This window comes from Streptomyces sp. GL_148 (assembly GCF_057834205.1).
Genome location: NZ_CM174396.1, coordinates 7,523,008 through 7,538,097 on the forward strand (window position 1 = coordinate 7,523,008; position 15,090 = coordinate 7,538,097).

The 15,090-nt window shown below is 73.0% G+C and carries 13 protein-coding genes; 7 read left to right on the forward strand and 6 right to left on the reverse strand.

Annotated elements, in window-relative coordinates:
• Window positions 1-2,067 (reverse strand): phosphocholine-specific phospholipase C, encoded by a 2,067-nt coding sequence (locus AC3IYI_RS34015; protein WP_489407273.1) that lies wholly within the window; start codon window positions 2,065-2,067, stop codon window positions 1-3.
• Between the two features lie 232 nt (window positions 2,068-2,299).
• On the opposite strand from AC3IYI_RS34015, the gene AC3IYI_RS34020 reads away from it, so the two are divergent.
• A complete protein-coding gene (locus AC3IYI_RS34020; protein ID WP_489407274.1) occupies window positions 2,300-4,177 on the forward strand; it encodes an ABC transporter ATP-binding protein in 1,878 nt (625 codons plus the stop codon).
• A 278-nt stretch (window positions 4,178-4,455) separates the two neighbouring features.
• A complete protein-coding gene (locus AC3IYI_RS34025; RefSeq protein WP_489407275.1) occupies window positions 4,456-5,046 on the forward strand; it encodes a DUF6434 domain-containing protein in 591 nt (196 codons plus the stop codon).
• Here AC3IYI_RS34025 and AC3IYI_RS34030 read toward each other — a convergent pair.
• A complete protein-coding gene (locus tag AC3IYI_RS34030; RefSeq protein ID WP_489407276.1) occupies window positions 5,027-6,352 on the reverse strand; it encodes an MFS transporter in 1,326 nt (441 codons plus the stop codon). The two genes, AC3IYI_RS34025 and AC3IYI_RS34030, sit on opposite strands and share 20 nt — an antisense overlap.
• Window positions 6,353-6,406: 54 nt before the next feature.
• Between AC3IYI_RS34030 and AC3IYI_RS34035 the strand changes: the two genes are divergently transcribed.
• A complete protein-coding gene (locus tag AC3IYI_RS34035) occupies window positions 6,407-7,159 on the forward strand; it encodes an AraC family transcriptional regulator (RefSeq protein WP_489407277.1) in 753 nt (250 codons plus the stop codon).
• A gap of 108 nt (window positions 7,160-7,267) precedes the next feature.
• On the forward strand, window positions 7,268-9,016 hold the full coding sequence (locus tag AC3IYI_RS34040) for an FAD-dependent monooxygenase (RefSeq protein ID WP_489407278.1): 1,749 nt from the start codon (window positions 7,268-7,270) through the stop codon (window positions 9,014-9,016).
• Window positions 9,017-9,161: 145 nt separating this feature from the next.
• Here the strand turns inward: AC3IYI_RS34040 and AC3IYI_RS34045 are convergent, their stop codons facing one another.
• Window positions 9,162-9,728 carry a dihydrofolate reductase family protein gene (locus AC3IYI_RS34045; protein ID WP_489407279.1) on the reverse strand — a complete coding sequence of 189 codons (567 nt, stop codon included), beginning with the start codon at window positions 9,726-9,728 and terminating at the stop codon, window positions 9,162-9,164.
• A 36-nt stretch (window positions 9,729-9,764) separates the two neighbouring features.
• Between AC3IYI_RS34045 and AC3IYI_RS34050 the strand changes: the two genes are divergently transcribed.
• Window positions 9,765-10,838: an enoyl-CoA hydratase/isomerase family protein gene (locus AC3IYI_RS34050; protein ID WP_489407280.1), complete on the forward strand. Its 1,074-nt coding sequence runs from the start codon at window positions 9,765-9,767 to the stop codon at window positions 10,836-10,838.
• 27 nt (window positions 10,839-10,865) lie between these two features.
• Here the strand turns inward: AC3IYI_RS34050 and AC3IYI_RS34055 are convergent, their stop codons facing one another.
• Window positions 10,866-11,039, reverse strand: a complete 174-nt coding sequence (locus tag AC3IYI_RS34055; protein WP_489407281.1) for a hypothetical protein — start codon at window positions 11,037-11,039, stop codon at window positions 10,866-10,868.
• 66 nt (window positions 11,040-11,105) lie between these two features.
• Between AC3IYI_RS34055 and AC3IYI_RS34060 the strand changes: the two genes are divergently transcribed.
• On the forward strand, window positions 11,106-11,516 hold the full coding sequence (locus AC3IYI_RS34060) for a TetR/AcrR family transcriptional regulator C-terminal domain-containing protein (protein ID WP_489411776.1): 411 nt from the start codon (window positions 11,106-11,108) through the stop codon (window positions 11,514-11,516).
• A gap of 64 nt (window positions 11,517-11,580) precedes the next feature.
• On the opposite strand, the gene AC3IYI_RS34065 is transcribed toward AC3IYI_RS34060, so the two are convergent.
• Window positions 11,581-12,507 (reverse strand): SDR family oxidoreductase, encoded by a 927-nt coding sequence (locus tag AC3IYI_RS34065; protein ID WP_489407282.1) that lies wholly within the window; start codon window positions 12,505-12,507, stop codon window positions 11,581-11,583.
• A gap of 144 nt (window positions 12,508-12,651) precedes the next feature.
• Here AC3IYI_RS34065 and AC3IYI_RS34070 point away from each other — a divergent pair, with 144 nt between their 5' ends.
• Window positions 12,652-13,953: a cytochrome P450 family protein gene (locus AC3IYI_RS34070; protein WP_489407283.1), complete on the forward strand. Its 1,302-nt coding sequence runs from the start codon at window positions 12,652-12,654 to the stop codon at window positions 13,951-13,953.
• On the opposite strand, the gene AC3IYI_RS34075 is transcribed toward AC3IYI_RS34070, so the two are convergent.
• Window positions 13,930-15,000: an alpha/beta hydrolase gene (locus AC3IYI_RS34075; protein ID WP_489407284.1), complete on the reverse strand. Its 1,071-nt coding sequence runs from the start codon at window positions 14,998-15,000 to the stop codon at window positions 13,930-13,932. The genes AC3IYI_RS34070 and AC3IYI_RS34075 overlap by 24 nt on opposite strands.
• Between the last annotated feature and the right edge of the window lie 90 nt (window positions 15,001-15,090).

Here is a 15,090-nt window from a genome sequence, read left to right on the forward strand (position 1 = left end):
TCAGGAGGAGGTCTCCGTCAGGATCGCCGGGTCCGACAGGCCCGCCGCGCCGGTCTCCACCTTGCCGGCGAAGCGGCGAAGGAAGCCCGGGGTGCCGGACGCGGTGACCGTCACGTCGTACCAGCGGCGGGTGTTCTTCAGTGAGACGGTGTGCTTCACGGTGGCGCCCGGGGCGACCGTGAGGCGCTTCGGGCTGCCGCCGTAGGCGTTGGCGACCGTCAGCGTGGCGGTGGAGCCCGCGGCGTTGGTGAGCGTGAGGTCCAGGTTCCCGGTGGCGGCGTTGTGGCGCGCGGTGACCTCGGGGCCGGGGGTGGTCCCGGGGTTGCGGAAGCCGCGCAGGAAGCCGTTCGGCCCGTGCACGGTCAGGTCGGTGGATCCGGCCGAGTAAGCGGTGTTCCAGGTGTCCGCGATCGACTTGCCGGCCTCGGTGGTGTAGGTCCAGGGGGCGTCGGTGCGGTCGCCGGAGGTGACGTAGAACTGCGCGCCCAGCTGGGGGCCGCCGCTGAACGTCAGCCGGAACGTGCCCTCCGCGACGAGCGCGGCACCGTCCACGTACGGGGCGTACTTGAGCGCGCGCGTGGGACGCAGGCCCTTCTCCTGGCGCGGCATGGTCCCCTTGGCCGGCGGGGTGGCCCGGAAATCGGGGTGGCGCTCGCGGTCCGGCGGGAACCAGCCGTCGGTCTCCGGCAGCGGGGCCGGGGCGGTGTCCTTGCGGGCGAAGTCGAAGGCGGAGGTGAGGTCGCCGCAGACGGCGCGGCGCCAGGGCGAGATGTTGGGCTCGTGGACGCCGAAGCGCTGCTCCATGAAGCGGATGACCGACGTGTGGTCGAAGGTCTCGGAGCAGGCGTAACCGCCGGTGCTCCAGGGGGAGACCACGAGCATCGGCACGCGCGGGCCCAGACCGTAGGGTCCGGCCACGTACCCGGCCTTGCCGGGGAACACGTCCAGGGCGGTGGGCGTGGTCGACAGGCCCTGCGCGGCACTGGCGGGGGCGTACGGCGGGACGACGTGGTCGAAGAAGCCGTCGTTCTCGTCGTAGGTGATGAAGAGTGCGGTACGGGCCCACACGTCGGGGTTGGCGGTGAGCGCGTCCAGGACCTGTGAGATATACCAGGCGCCGTAGTTGGACGGCCAGTTGGAGTGCTCGCTGAACGCTTCGGGGGCGGCTATCCAGGAGATCTGCGGGAGGGTGCCACCCACCACGTCCGCGCGCAGCTTCTCGAAGTAGCCTTCGCCCGCAGCGGCGTTGGTGCCCGTACGGGCCTTCTCGTAGAGGGCGCTGCCGGGCTGGGCGTCCCGGTAGGTGTTGAAGTACAGCAGCGAATTGTCGCCGTAGTTGCCGCGGTAGGCGTCGTTGATCCAGCCCCAGGAGCCGGCGGCGTCGAGGCCGTCGCCGATGTCCTGGTAGACCTTCCAGGAGACTCCGGCCGCCTCCAGGCGTTCCGGGTAGGTGGTCCAGCCGTAGCCGGCCTCGGCGTTGTTGAGGACCGGGCCGCCGCCCTGGCCGTCGTTGCCGGTGTGGCCCGACCAGAGGTAGTAGCGGTTGGGGTCGGTGGAGCCGATGAACGAGCAGTGGTAGGCGTCGCAGACGGTGAACGCGTCCGCCAGGGCGTAGTGGAAGGGGATGTCCTGGCGGGTCAGGTGGGCCATCGTGGTGGCGGTCTTGGCGGGCACCCAGTTGTCGTACTTGCCCTTGTTGAAGGCGCTCTGGCCGCCCGCCCAGTCGTGGTTGAGGCCCTGGAGGAACTCCATGCCCAGGTCCTCGGACGGCGGCCGGAAGGGCAGCGTCTCCTTCGTGCCGTCGGACTGGTGCCAGACGGACTTGCCGCTGGGCAGCGTCACCGGGCGCGGGTCGCCGAAGCCGCGGACACCGCGCAGCGCGCCGAAGTAGTGGTCGAAGGAACGGTTCTCCTGCATGAGCACCACGATGTGCTCGACGTCGGCGATGGAGCCGGTGGTCCCCTGCGCGGGGATGGCGGCGGCGCGGGCGATGCTCTCGCCCAGCATCGTCAGGGCTGTGGTGCCGCCTGCGAGCTGCAGGAAACGCCGACGATTGAGTTCTGCCATGGCGGGAACGACCTCCACATTGAGGGGCGACTGAGTACCCCAGCACAGCGTGTCCGGGGTTCCGGAAAGGGAGCCTCGCGTGACGCCGGCGCGTACACCAGGCGAACGGCGGTCGGGTTTCGCGTCCAGGTCGGCCGGTTTTGGGCTATCGCAGGAAAAGCCTTGGACCGCGCGGGCGCCCGTGCGGGACACTCCGCTTTCTGACCAGACGGTCCGAGAAGGCAGGGTTGGGATGGGATCGCCCGAATCGCACGAAAGTTCACTGAACGCGAGTCCACCGCGCAGGAGTCCGGTACTGCTCGCACTTCGCTACTACGGGCGGGAGCTGGTCCGCCTGCGATGGCTGACGGCGCCCGCGATGCTGCTCCCGGCGCTGGGCAACATCGGCATCCACTACATCGCGCCGCTGGTCGTCGCGAAGCTCGTCGGCCGGATCGCGGGAGGAGAGGGAGGAGGGGGAGGGGAGGGAGGAGAGGGAGTCGCCGAGGGTGTCGGCGGCGCACTCGGCTGGGCGATGCCCTACGTCCTCGCCTTCGCCGGAGTCCTGCTGCTCTCGGAGGCGTTCTGGCGCATCGGGCTGCACTGCCTGAACCGCCTCGACGCCCGCGGGATCGAGCAGCTGTACGTCACCGGGATGGACGAACTGTTCGCCAAGGACGCGGCGTTCTTCCACGACAACTTCGCCGGATCGCTGACGAAGCGGGTCCTGAGCTTCGCCTCCCGCTTCGAGGAGTTCGTCGACACGCTGACGTTCTCGGTCATGGGCAGCTTCGTGCCCCTGCTGTTCGCCTCGGTGGTGCTGTGGCAGTACGACCCGCTGCTCGTCGTCGGGCTCCTGGCGATGATCACGGTCACGGGACTGGGCGTGGCGCCCCTGATCCGCCGCCGCCAAGTGCTCGTCGCCCGGCGGGAGGAAGCGATCGCCCGGGTGTCCGGCCACGTGGCGGACAGCCTGATGAACATGGACACCGTCCGGGCGTTCGCCGCCGAATCGCGCGAGGCCGCCGAACACCGCACCCGGGTGGCGGAGTCGAGGAAGCTCACCCTGCGCTCGTGGGACTACGGCAACCTGCGCATCGACACGCTGGTCGCGCCGCTGTCCGTGGCGACCAACGTGCTGGGGCTGATGCTCGCCATCGTGCTCGGCGGGGGAGCGCACGGGGTGGAGGCGGTCATCGTCGCCTTCACCTACTACGCCGGGGCGACGCGGATCATGTTCGAGTTCAACCAGATCTACCGCCGCCTGGAGAGCTCGATGACGGAGGCCGCGCAGTTCACCGAACTGCTGCTGACACCGCCGACCGTGCTCGACCCGGTGGAGCCGGAACCACTGCGGAGCCCGCCGGCCGCCGACGTGCGGTTCGAGCGGGTGGTCTTCGGCCACGAGGGCGGGAAGCCGCTCTTCGACGGCCTGGACCTGGCCGTGCCCGGCGGGTCGAAGCTCGGTCTCGTCGGCCGGTCCGGCGGGGGCAAGACCACGCTCACCCGGCTGCTGCTGCGGATGACGGACATCGACGCGGGCCGGATCCTGATCGGCGGCCAGGACATCAGCCGGCTGAGTCAGGCCGACCTGCGCAGCCTGATCGCCTACGTCCCCCAGGACCCGGCGATGTTCCACCGCACGCTGCGCGACAACATCGCCTTCGCCCGCCCGGACGCCACCGAGGCGGAGATCCGCCGCGCGGCCGAGGCGGCGCACGTCACGGAGTTCGCCGACGGCCTGGCGGACGGCTTCGACACCATGGTGGGGGAGCGCGGGGTGAAGCTGTCCGGCGGGCAGCGTCAGCGGGTCGCCCTCGCCCGCGCGATCCTGCGCGACGCGCCGATCCTGCTCCTCGACGAGGCGACCAGCGCCCTGGACTCCGAGAGCGAGATCCTGGTCCAGGACGCGCTGTGGCGGCTGATGGAGGGGCGGACGGCGCTCGTGGTCGCGCACCGGCTGAGCACGGTCGCCACCATGGACCAGCTCGTCGTCCTCGACCACGGACGGATCGTCGAGCAGGGCACGCACCACCAACTGCTGGCCGCGGACGGCGCCTACGCGAAGCTGTGGCAGCACCAGTCGGGCGGCTTCATCGACGACACCGCGGCGCGGGCCGACGTGCGCTGATCGGGGGGACGGGCGGGCGGCGTGGTGTCGGCTGCGCTGCGACGGCACGGAGCACGGTCAGACTCCGCGGCGAGGGCGAGCTGCCGCTCGCGGTCCTGTCCGAGGAGCTGCGGGATGGCGCCGCTCGGCGCCCACGCCCAGCTCCGCGGAGAGCAGCTCCTGATAGCCGCGGTAGCGGCGGTGCGCGTCGGCGACCTCGCCGGCGAACAGGCGCGGCCGTGAACGCCGCAACTCCGCGGTCCGGTGACCGTTGACCGTTGACCGTTTAGGATGGGAACGTGAGTGCGAATGAAGGTGACGTGCGGCCCGCTTTGAGTCCGGAGCTGAGCGGGGCGGAGCTGGCCCGCTGGTACTGGACGCTGGACGAACTCACCGTGCTGGCACGCCGGATGGGCCTTCCTGCCGGAGGCGGGAAGGCGGCGGTCACGGCGCGGATCGCCGCCGCGCTGGACGGGCTCCCGGCACCCGCGCCGACCCCGGCTCCCGGCCGGCCCACCCGCGGTGCGGGCCGCCAGCTGGCCGCGCCCGTGGACGGCGCCAGCGTGATCCCGCCGGGGCAGCGGTGCAGCCAGGTGCTGCGGGAGTACTTCGTCCGGGAGATCGGGCCCGGCTTCCACTTCGACGCCTTCATGCGGGATTACGTCGCCCAGGGCGCGGGACGCACCCTCGCCGAGGCGGTCGCCCACTGGCACGCCACCCGGGCGCGGGCAGCGCAACCCCGGGAGATCGGTGCCCAGTTCGAGCTGAACCGGTTCCTCCGGGACTGGCACATCCGCCACCCCGAGGGCACCCGCCCGCAGGCCCTGGCCGCCTGGCGGGCCCACCGCTCCAGCCCCCGGCCGGCCGCCGTCACCCTCGGGCCGCAGTGATCTCCGGCTCCGCGGGCTCCGGCTCCGCGGCCTCCGGTTCCGCGGGCTCCGGTTCCGCGGGCTCCGGCAGGCGCCGGGCCAAGGCCCAGGCCAGCAGGGGGAGCGCGGCCAACGGGAGCAGGGCCGTGCGCAGCGAGGCGGCGTCGGCCGCCGCGCCGATGAGGGGGCTCGCGAGGCCGCCCACGCTGACGGTCAGGCCCAGGGTGACCCCGCTCGCCGTGCCCATGCGGGACGGCAGGTAGTCCTGGCCCAGGGTGACCTGGAGGGAGAAGGGCACGTACAGCGCGGCGGCGGCCAACGCCGAGCAGACGTACACCAGTGGCAGTGGCAGGAAGAGGATGCCCGCGACGGCCGGCACCACCGCCGCGTAGGCGCGGTGGACGGTGGTGACACGCCCCCAGCGGGCGGCCAGCCGGCCGCCGAGGAGGGTGCCGCCGGCGCTCCCCGCGAAGAGGGCGAACAGGGCCACGGCGCCGGCGGTCCCGCCGCCGCCGCGCTCACGGACGTACAGCGCGATGAAGGTGCTCAGGCCGGTGAAGACGACCGAACGCACGACGACCACCAGGGAGAGCCGCAGGAATGCCCGCCAGTCATCGGGGAGTTGGCGGGAGGGCTCCGAGGCCGGAGTGGCCGCCGTCCGGATTCCGGCAGCCGAACGCTTCGCGGACGGCGGCCGGTTGAGGAACACGCCCACCGCCGCCGGGGTGGCCAGCAGCCACCAGCCCGCCGGACCCGGCAGCGCCAGCGCGCCGACGACCAGCAGTGGGGCACACGCGAAGCCGATGTTGCCGCCGAGCGCGAACCAGCTCATCGCGCCGTGTCCGGGGCCGCCCACCGTACGGACCAGCCGGGCCGCCGCCGGGTGGTAGGCGGCGACGCCCAGCCCGGACAGGGCGACGGCGGCGAGGGTGGCCGTGTACCCCGCGTCGAGCCCGACCAGCGCCACGCCCAGCCCCGCGGCGGCGGTGGCCAGCGGGATCAGCCAGGGCATCGGCCACCGGTCGGTGAGTGCTCCGAACAGCGGCTGAACCACGGAGGAGAGCAGGGAGGCGGCCAGCACGATGCCGGACGCGGCCGCGTATCCGTACGAGCGCTCGGAGACGAGGAAGGGAACGAGCGCGGCGACGGCACCCTGGTAGACGTCCACGCAGGAGTGGCCCGCGGAGAAGGCGGCCGTACGGAGCCGGGCCGGGGCCGGGCCGGGCGCCGAGGCCGGCGCGGGCGCGGGTGCGGTGGGCGTCGGGGCAGGGGCAGGGGCAGGGGGCGAAGGCCGGGGATGGGGTTGGGGCGGTCTCATGGAGGTCACCGATCGAGAATCGCTCCCTCCAGGGGCGGCCCGCTTCCGATAAATTGCCGGGTGATGCAGAAAATCCGCCACACTCCGCGCGCAGCGACGAGCATCCGTGAGCTCGACACCCACCACGGCATCGATCCGCACCACCACGACGACCACCAGATCTGTTACGCGGGCTCCGGGGTGCTGTCCGTCACCACCGACGCCGGTACCTGGGTGGCCCCGACCACCCGCGCCCTGTGGATCCCGGCCGGAACCGTCCACGAGCACCGCGCCTTCGGCCGCGTCGACCTGCACTGCGTGGGCCTGCCCACCCACCTCAACCCGCTCTCCCTCTCCGCCCCCGCCGTGCTGGTCGTCGGCCCCCTGCTGCGCGAGCTGATCCTGGCCTACACCCGGGCCCCGCAGGACGACAGCGCCGAGCGGCGCCGGATGCTGGCGGTGCTGCTCGACCAGCTGCGGGCCTCCCCGCTCCAGCCGCTGCACCTGCCCGCTCCCGCGGATCCCCGGCTGGCCGCGGTGTGTGCGCTGCTGCACGCCGATCCGGCGGACCGGCGCGGGCTGGCGGAGCTCTCCGCGCAGGCCGGGGCCGGGGCGGGGGAGCGGACCCTGAGCCGGCTGTTCCGCGCCGAGCTGGGCATGACGTTCCCCCAGTGGCGGACCCAGCTGCGCCTGCACCACGCGCTGCGGCTGCTGGCGGTCGACACCCCCGTGACGGCGGTCGCGCACCGCTGCGGCTGGTCCTCGGCGAGCGCGTTCATCGACGTGTTCCGCCGGGCCTTCGGCCACACCCCTGGTACCCACGGCACGGCGGGCTGACCCGCTGGGCTGACCTGCTGGGCTGACCCGCTCGTCTGGCCGTACGCGCCCTGCCGGGTCAGCATGGTGGGAGGGAACCGGCTCGGGGCCAGGCGGTCGGGAGGACCCATGGCACACACCCCGTCGACCGACGTGCTGATCGTGGGCGCGGGTCCGGTCGGCCTCAGCGTGGCCGTGGAACTGCGCAGGCACGGCGTGAACTGCCGTCTCGTCGACCGGCTGCCCGCCCGCCTCCCGTACGCGAAGGCCGTCGGCATCCAGCCGCGCACGCTGGAGATCTGGGACCGCATGGGCCTGGCCCGCACCGTCATGGAGACCGCCGTGACCCTGCGCGGTCAGCTGATCTACGTCAACGGCACCGAACGCTCCCGGATCGAGCTCGTGCTGCCCCCCGACGTGCCGTACCGGTTCGCCGCGCTGCCGCAGTACGAGACCGAGCGCATCCTCGAAGAGCACCTGGCGGCGCTGGGCACCGCCATCGAACGCGGCACCGAACTGCTGTCGTTCACCCAGAACGGGGATGGGGACGGGGACGGGGACGGGGACGGAGGCGGAGTCACCAGCCTCCTGCGCACCGCTTCCGGCGGCGAGGAGGAACTGCGCACCCGCTACCTCATCGGCTGCGACGGGGCGCACAGCACCGTGCGCAAGGGGCTGGGACTCTCGTACGAGGGCGGGGCCTTCGCCGAGGAGTACATGCTCGCCGACGTGGTGAGCGACTGGGACCTGCCCGAGGGGTACGGCCTGCGGTCCATGCACCAGGGCGCCGACGGGTCCACGGACGACGTGCTGGTGTGCATTCCGCTCCCCGGCCGGGGCCGCTACCGCATGTCGATGCGGGTCCCGCCCGAACTCTCCGCACAGCCGAGCGGCGGACCGACAAGGGGATCGGCAGGAGGCCCCGGAGCCGGCGACGGCGTGCAGCACGGGCTGGAGGGCGGCCGGGTCCCGGAGCTGTCCCACATCCAGGCCGTCATCGACCGCCTCGCCCCCGCCCCCGCCACGGTCTCCGGCATGCGCTGGTCCTCCGTCTTCCGCATCAGCCACCGCATCGTCGACCGCTACGGCGACGGCCGCGTCTTCGTCGCGGGCGACGCCGCCCACATCCACCCGCCCACCGGCGCCCAGGGCATGAACACCGGGATCCAGGACGCCTGCAACCTGGCGTGGAAGCTCGCGCTCACCCTGAGGGAAACGGCCGGGCCCGCCCTGCTCGCCAGCTACGACGCCGAGCGCCGCCCCGTCGGCGAGGAGGTCGTCGGCCGGACCGTGCGGCATGCGACCCAGGGCATGGAGAGCGACAAGGACGATCCGCGGACCGTGCTGCTCCGCGAAGCCCAGCTGCTCGTCGGCTACCGTGACGGACCGCTCGCCGGCAGTCCGTTCGGCCCGGCTGGCGCATCCCAGCCCGGCGAACGGGCCCCGGACTGCTCCGGGTTGACCCTGCCCCTCGCCGCCTACCCCTCCCGGCTGCTCGACGTCCTGCGCGGCCGGGCCGGCCACGCGGTGCTCCTGTACGGGGCCGACGGCGCGGCCCTGGCCGAGGCCGCCGAGCAGGCCCGGGCTGCAGGGTCGGCGCTGGCGGAGGGCGGCGCGGGCGGCGCTGAGGGGGACGCCACCGGCTTGCGGACCGTGGCCGTCCTCGCCCGCGAGGCCGCACCGGACGCGTCCGCCGGCCTGCCCGTTCCCGGATACCGGGACGGCGCCGGGGAGTTCGCCCGGCTGTACGGCGCCGACGGCCCGACCGGTTTCCTCGTACGCCCCGACGGGTACCTCGGCGCCCGCTTCCCACTGTCCGGCACGGCGGCGGCCCTGTCCGGCTACCTCGCCGCGCTGTCCGGCCCGGCCACTCCCTAGGCCCAGCTCCCTGCGCACCGGAGCCGAGGGCGTCGAGACCGGCGATCCAGCGCCGGGCGTCCCCGGCGAAGTCGCGGCGCCCGGCCGGACCGGCCCGCCGGTGATCATGCGTTCCGGCCGGCGGACGCGAGGTGCAACAGCCCGCTCAGGCAGGGGCGTACCGCAGCAGCACCACGCCGTTGCCGAACGTGCGGGTCCCCTCCAGTCGCAGCGGGACCAGGCCGTCGGAGGGCGGGAAGAGGCGGTGGCCGCGGCCGATGCGTACGGGCGCCACGTAGATCCGGTACTCGTCCACCAGGCCGTGGCGCAGGAACGAGGCGGCGAGGTCCGCCCCGCTCAGCGTCAGGTCGCCGCCCGCGGAGGCCTTGAGGGCGGCGACCTCCGCCGGGACGACCTCCCGGAACACGGTGGCCTTCGGGTCGGCCTGCTCCGCTTCCAGGGTGCGCGAGTACACGTACTTCGGCGCGGAGCGCCAGATGCCCGCGAAGTCCTTCTCCGACTCGCTCGTGGCCGGATCGGCGTCGGCGGCCGACCAGTAGGAGTCCATGAGCTCGTAGGTGACCCGGCCCATCAGCATGCCGCCGACCGGCCGCAGTTCGTCGTTCATGTGCTGGTGCAGTTCTTCGTCGACGCGGTGCCAGTCGATCTGCCGCTCAGGACCCTCGTAGTAGCCGTCGAGGGAGACCTGCGACATAAGGATGATCTTTCGCATAACGGACCAGGTTACGCGCCCTCCATACTGGAGGGCGTGAAGACCGAAGCCGACACCGCCGCCGCCGACACCGCAGACACCGTCCTGTGCGCCGTCGAAGGGCGTACCGGGGTGCTCACCCTCAACCGCCCCAGGGCACTCAACGCCCTCACCCACCCCATGGTGCTCCGCATCACCGAGGCCTTGACCGGCTGGGAGCGGGATCCGGGAGTGGAACAGGTGCTCATCCGCGGCGCGGGCGAACGGGGGCTGTGCGCCGGCGGGGACATCCGGGCCATCCACGACGACGCCAAGGCCGGGACGCGGTCCTCGGCCGCCTTCTGGCGCGACGAGTACCGGCTCAACGCGTACATCGCCCGTTACCCCAAGCCCTACGTGGCCCTCATGGACGGCATCGTGATGGGCGGCGGAGTCGGCGTGTCCGCCCACGGCAGCGTCCGCGTGGTCACCGAGCGCTCCCGCGTCGCCATGCCCGAAACCGGCATCGGCTTCGTCCCGGACGTCGGCGGCACCCACCTGCTGGCCCGTGCCCCCGGCCTGCTCGGCACCCATCTCGCCCTCACGGGCTCCGCCGTGGGCGCCGCCGACGCGCTGCTGTGCGGGCTCGCCGACCACTTCGTCCCCGCCGACCGGCTTCCCGCGCTGACCGCCGAGCTCGCGGTGGGCCCGGCCCGGGAGGTGCTGGGGCGGCACGCCGCCGAGCCCGGGCCGGGGGCGCTGGCCGGGGCTCGGGGCTGGATCGACCACTGCTACGCGGCCGCCACCGTCGAGGAGATCGTGGACCGGCTGCTCGGCTACGGGGACCCGGAGGCCAAGCAGGCCGCCGAGACGATCCTCGCCAAGTCCCCGACGGCCCTGAAGGTGACCCTGGAGGCCCTGCGCCGGGCCTCCGCGCTCGGCGCGCTGGAGCCGGTGCTGGAGCAGGAGTTCCGGGTCTCCTGCAATGCGCTGACCTCGCCCGACCTGGTGGAGGGCATCCGGGCGCAGGTCGTCGACAAGGACCGCAGCCCGCGCTGGTCCCCGGCCACCCTCGGCGAGGTCACCGAGCAGGACGTGGCCCGCTTCTTCGCCCCGCTCGCCGGGGGCGGCACCGGGATCGCCACGGGGTGAACCCGCCCGCGGCGCGGGGGCCGTGGGTCAGAGGGTGGTGTCGGTCTCCTCGGGCAGCACCTCCAGGCCGCGCCGCACGAAGAACTGCTGTGGCGCGAGGCGGGGCAGGGGGCGCCCAGCGGGCGGCGCGGGCCCCGGCAGGGGCTGACCGTCGACGCCGTCGTCGACGGCGCGATCGCGTTCGCCGACGAGGCGGCGCACGAGGGGCGGTCGGGACTGGCCGCGCTGACGATGCGGGCACTGACCCAGCGGCTGGGGGTCACCCCCATGACCCTCTACACCTACGTCCCCGGCAAGGCCGAGCTGCTCGACCTGATGCTGGACGCCGTCTACCTGGCCATGGAGCGTGCCGAGCCGGCCCCGGACGGAGCCTGGCGGGAGAAGGTCGCGCGCGTCGCCGGGGAGAACCGCGCGCTGTTCCTGCGGCACCCCTGGATCGGCGAGCTGTCCGTCACCCGGCCCCCGCTGGGCCGCGGGGTGATCGGCAAGTACGAGCACGAACTCGCGGCCTTCGAGGGCATCGGTCTCAGCGACGTGGAAATGGACGCGGCCCTGACCCACCTCCTCGGCTTCGTCCACGCGCAGGCTCTGGCCGCCGCCGACACGGCCGCGCACAACGCCCGTCAGAGCGACCAGGAGTGGTGGGAGCTCAGCGCCCCGTTGCTGGAGCGGGGCTGACCCCGGCGGACCGGGCCCGATCCGGCCGATCCGGCCCGACCCGGCCCGATCCGAAGGGCAGGCCCTACCGGTAGCCGCTGGGGTCCGCCGGGAGGTCCGGGTCCTGCACCTCGACCATGTACCGCCAGGCGTCCGGCCGGCTGCCGTCCACGTCCGTGAAGCCGTAGACCCGCGCGAGCTGCCCGCTGGAGAGCGACTGCCCGTTCCAGCGGGACAGGTCCGGGTCGCCGGCCAGGGCCGCGACCGCGCGGCCGACGTAGAACGGGGTCTCCGAGATGCCGAAGTGCGGGACAGCCGTCAGTGCGTCCCGCCAATTCGCCTCGGTGACGCCGAAGTTGTCGAGCATCATCTCCGACCGGAGCCAGCCCGGGGTCAGGGCCACCGCCGTCGCTCCGCGCGGGCCCACCTCGTGTCCGAGTGCGAACGCCATGCGCAGCACCGCCGACTTGGCGATGTCGTAGAAGAAGGAGACTCGGTAGCGGCTCGCGTTGTACTCCGCCGTGCCGTCCGTCATCTCCACCACCAGCCCGCCCGGCTCGCGCAGCAGCAGGGGGAGCGCGTAGTGGCTGGTCACCGCGTGGGTCTCCACGGCCAGTCGCAGCAGCCGCAGCCCGTTCTCGAGGTCGTGCTCCCAGACCGTGCTCTCCCATTCGAAGAGCCGCTCGCCGCCCCAGATGTCGTTCACCAGCACGTCGAGGCGGCCCTGCTCGGCGTCGATCCGCTCGACCAGCGCCTCGACCTGCTCGGGCACCAGGTGGTCCGCGACCACCGCGATTCCCCGTCCTCCCGCCGCCGTGACCAGCTGGGCCGTCTCCTCGATCGTCTCGGGCCGGTCGTACTCCGAGCGCCTGCCCCGCGTACTGCGCCCGCTCGCGTACACGGTCGCGCCCCGCGCCCCCAGCTCGACCGCGATGCCCCTGCCCGCGCCCCGGGTCGCCCCGGCCACCAGGGCGACCTTGCCTTCGAGTGTCCGCTGTGCTTCCTGCGCCATGACCGCGACCCTACGACGCCCGCGTGCGGCGGGGGCGGTGCGGCGCGCCTGCGGATTCCCGAGACGGGCGGGCGCGGGCTTGAACAACCGGCCCCCGAGGCCGCACTGTTGGCCGAGATCCGTTCGTATTGTCAGGAGACAGGCTTGTCCACCGACCCCGCGCAGGCATCCGAGCCGACGCCCCCGTCCGCCTCCCCGTCCGCGCCCACGCTCCCGCACGTCATCGATCCCGCCGGCGGCTGTCCGCACGCCCTCAACGCCCGGCTGCGCGCCCGCGGCGCCGTGGCCGAGGTGGTGCTTCCCGGCGGCGTGCCCGGCGCGGTCGTCCTCGGTCACGAGGCGCTGAAGGAGTTCCTCGCGCACCCCGATGTGGCCAAGGACGCCCGGCACTTCCCCGCCCTGCACGACGGCACCATCGCCCCGGACTGGCCGCTGCGCGTCTTCGCCAACGCCCAGGGCATGCACACCGCCGACGACGCCGACCACCGCCGGCTGCGCTCCTTGGTGGGCAACGCCTTCACCGTCCGCCAGGTGGAGCGGCTGCGCCCCCGGATCGAGGAACTGACGGCCGGGCTGCTGGACGACCTGGACCGGGCGGCGCAGGCGTCCCCCGACGGGGTGGCGGACCTGCGCACGCACGTCGCGCTCCCGCTCCCGATGAGCGTGATCTGTGAACTCCTCGGCGTGAACCCCGAACACCGGGGGCGGCTGCACGAGCTGTCCCACACCGTCATCATCGCCACCGACACCACCCCGGCCGAGGTCATGGCGGCCGTGCGCGAGCTCGTCGAGCTGATCGGCGCCATCGCCGCCACCCGCCGGGCCGATCCGGGCGAGGACCTGACGAGTGCGCTGATAGCCGCCCGGGACGGCGACGGCGACCGGCTCAGCGAGGCCGAACTCATCGGCACCATGCGGCTGATGCTGGTCGCGGGCCACGAGACGACGCTCAACCTGATCAGCAACGCCGTCCGCGCCCTGTGCACCCACCGCGACCAGCTCGCACTGGTCCTGGAGGGGAAGGTCACCTGGTCCGACGTGGTCGACGAGACCCTGCGCTTCGACGGGCCGGTCAGCTGGTTCCCGTTCCGCTACCCGACCCGCGATCTGACCATCGACGGGACCCTGATCCCGCAGGGCACCCCGGTCCTCGCCGGCTACACGGCGGCCGGCCGCGACGAGGCCTTCCACGGCCCGGACGCCGGCCGCTTCGACGTGACCCGCCCCACCGCGGCCCGCAACCTCTCCTTCGGACACGGCGCCCACTACTGCGTCGGCGCCCCGCTCGCCCGGCTGGAAGCCACCATCGCCCTGGAAGCCCTCTTCACCCGCTTCCCGGACCTGGACCTGGCCGTCCCCGAAGCCGAACTCCCGCACCAGCGCAGCTTCATCGGCAACAGCGTGGAGTCGCTTCCGGTCCGCCTACGGGGCTTCGCCCGGCGGTGAGATCTCCGTGCTCAGCCATCCCAGGGCGTCGGGGTACATCGCGATCCAGGTCTGGAAGTTGTGCCCGCCCTGAGGGCGGACCAGGGTCTTGACCCGGACCCCGGAGTTCTGGGCCGCCTTGGTGAAGTCGGTCAGCTGCTGCGGCGGGCTGTCCTTGTCCTGAGCTGAGGTGGCCAAGAACAGCCCGACATCCGTGTTCTTGTCGTGCTGGACCAGCCACATCGGGCTGTTGCGCTCGCGCAGCACGGGATCGGACAGCACCTCCGGGTCCCCGGTCAGCGGATCGGGGTCCAGGGCGGCGCCCGCCCGGAACGCCTTCGGGTACTGGAGCGGCAGCTTGGCCGCGCAGAAGCCCCCGGTGGAAATGCCCATCAGGCCCCAGCCCTTGGGCTCGGGGAGCGTGCGGAAGTTCTTGGCGACCAGATCCGGTACGTCCTCGGCGAGCCAGCTCGCCACCTTCCGCTGCGGGGTGTCCGTGCAGTCGGTGTTCACCCCTCCGGGATACAGGTCGGGGATCACCAGGATGAAGGGGTGCGCCGCCCCCAGCTGGACGAGCTGCTCCAGCGCGCCGGGCATGTCGCCGATGTCGATCCAGGAGCGGGGCGAGCCCGGATAGCCGTGCAGCAGCATCAGCACGGGGAACCGGGTCTTGTCCGCGCCCGGTGCGTCGTACTCCGGAGGGGTCCACACGATGACCTGTCCGGCGAGCTTCGAGTGGGAGCCGCGGAAGTACGTGGTGCGGGTCCCGTCGCCGCCGAGGGCGAACTTGGCCCGTCCCAGCGGCGGCCCCGTCATGGCGGAGTCGTTCTGCCCGGTGTCGGTGCCCAGCAGGTCGTCCCAGGAGGAGTAGAGGCCGTAGCTCCCGTTGATCCAGGTGGCCACCACGCAGATGGCGGTGAGCTGGCACAAGCCGATCATCATCAGCCGGGCCGGCCAGTGCACCCAGCCCGGGCCGGGGATCCGGTTCCACAGGAGCAGGGCGGCGAGCATCGCGAGTGCGGTGACGACGATCAGCGTGACGAGGAACGACGTGCTGGTCAGCTCCACTGCGCCGGCTCCTGACGTGCGACGGAATGATGGAGAATTCCGGACAATACGCCAAATCTACGATGCGCACCGCCCGGCGGAGGGGGCGGC

Bases quoted from the DNA above. Each gene is read 5' to 3' on its own strand.
- AC3IYI_RS34060 (WP_489411776.1), top strand. From the start codon at position 11,106: ATGACCCTCTACACCTACGTCCCCGGCAAGGCCGAGCTGCTCGACCTG.
- AC3IYI_RS34040 (WP_489407278.1), top strand. From the start codon at position 7,268: ATGGCACACACCCCGTCGACCGACGTGCTGATCGTGGGCGCGGGTCCG.
- AC3IYI_RS34020 (WP_489407274.1), top strand. From the start codon at position 2,300: ATGGGATCGCCCGAATCGCACGAAAGTTCACTGAACGCGAGTCCACCG.
- AC3IYI_RS34035 (WP_489407277.1), top strand. From the start codon at position 6,407: ATGCAGAAAATCCGCCACACTCCGCGCGCAGCGACGAGCATCCGTGAG.
- AC3IYI_RS34045 (WP_489407279.1), bottom strand. From the start codon at position 9,728: ATGCGAAAGATCATCCTTATGTCGCAGGTCTCCCTCGACGGCTACTAC.
- AC3IYI_RS34015 (WP_489407273.1), bottom strand. From the start codon at position 2,067: ATGGCAGAACTCAATCGTCGGCGTTTCCTGCAGCTCGCAGGCGGCACC.
- AC3IYI_RS34065 (WP_489407282.1), bottom strand. From the start codon at position 12,507: ATGGCGCAGGAAGCACAGCGGACACTCGAAGGCAAGGTCGCCCTGGTG.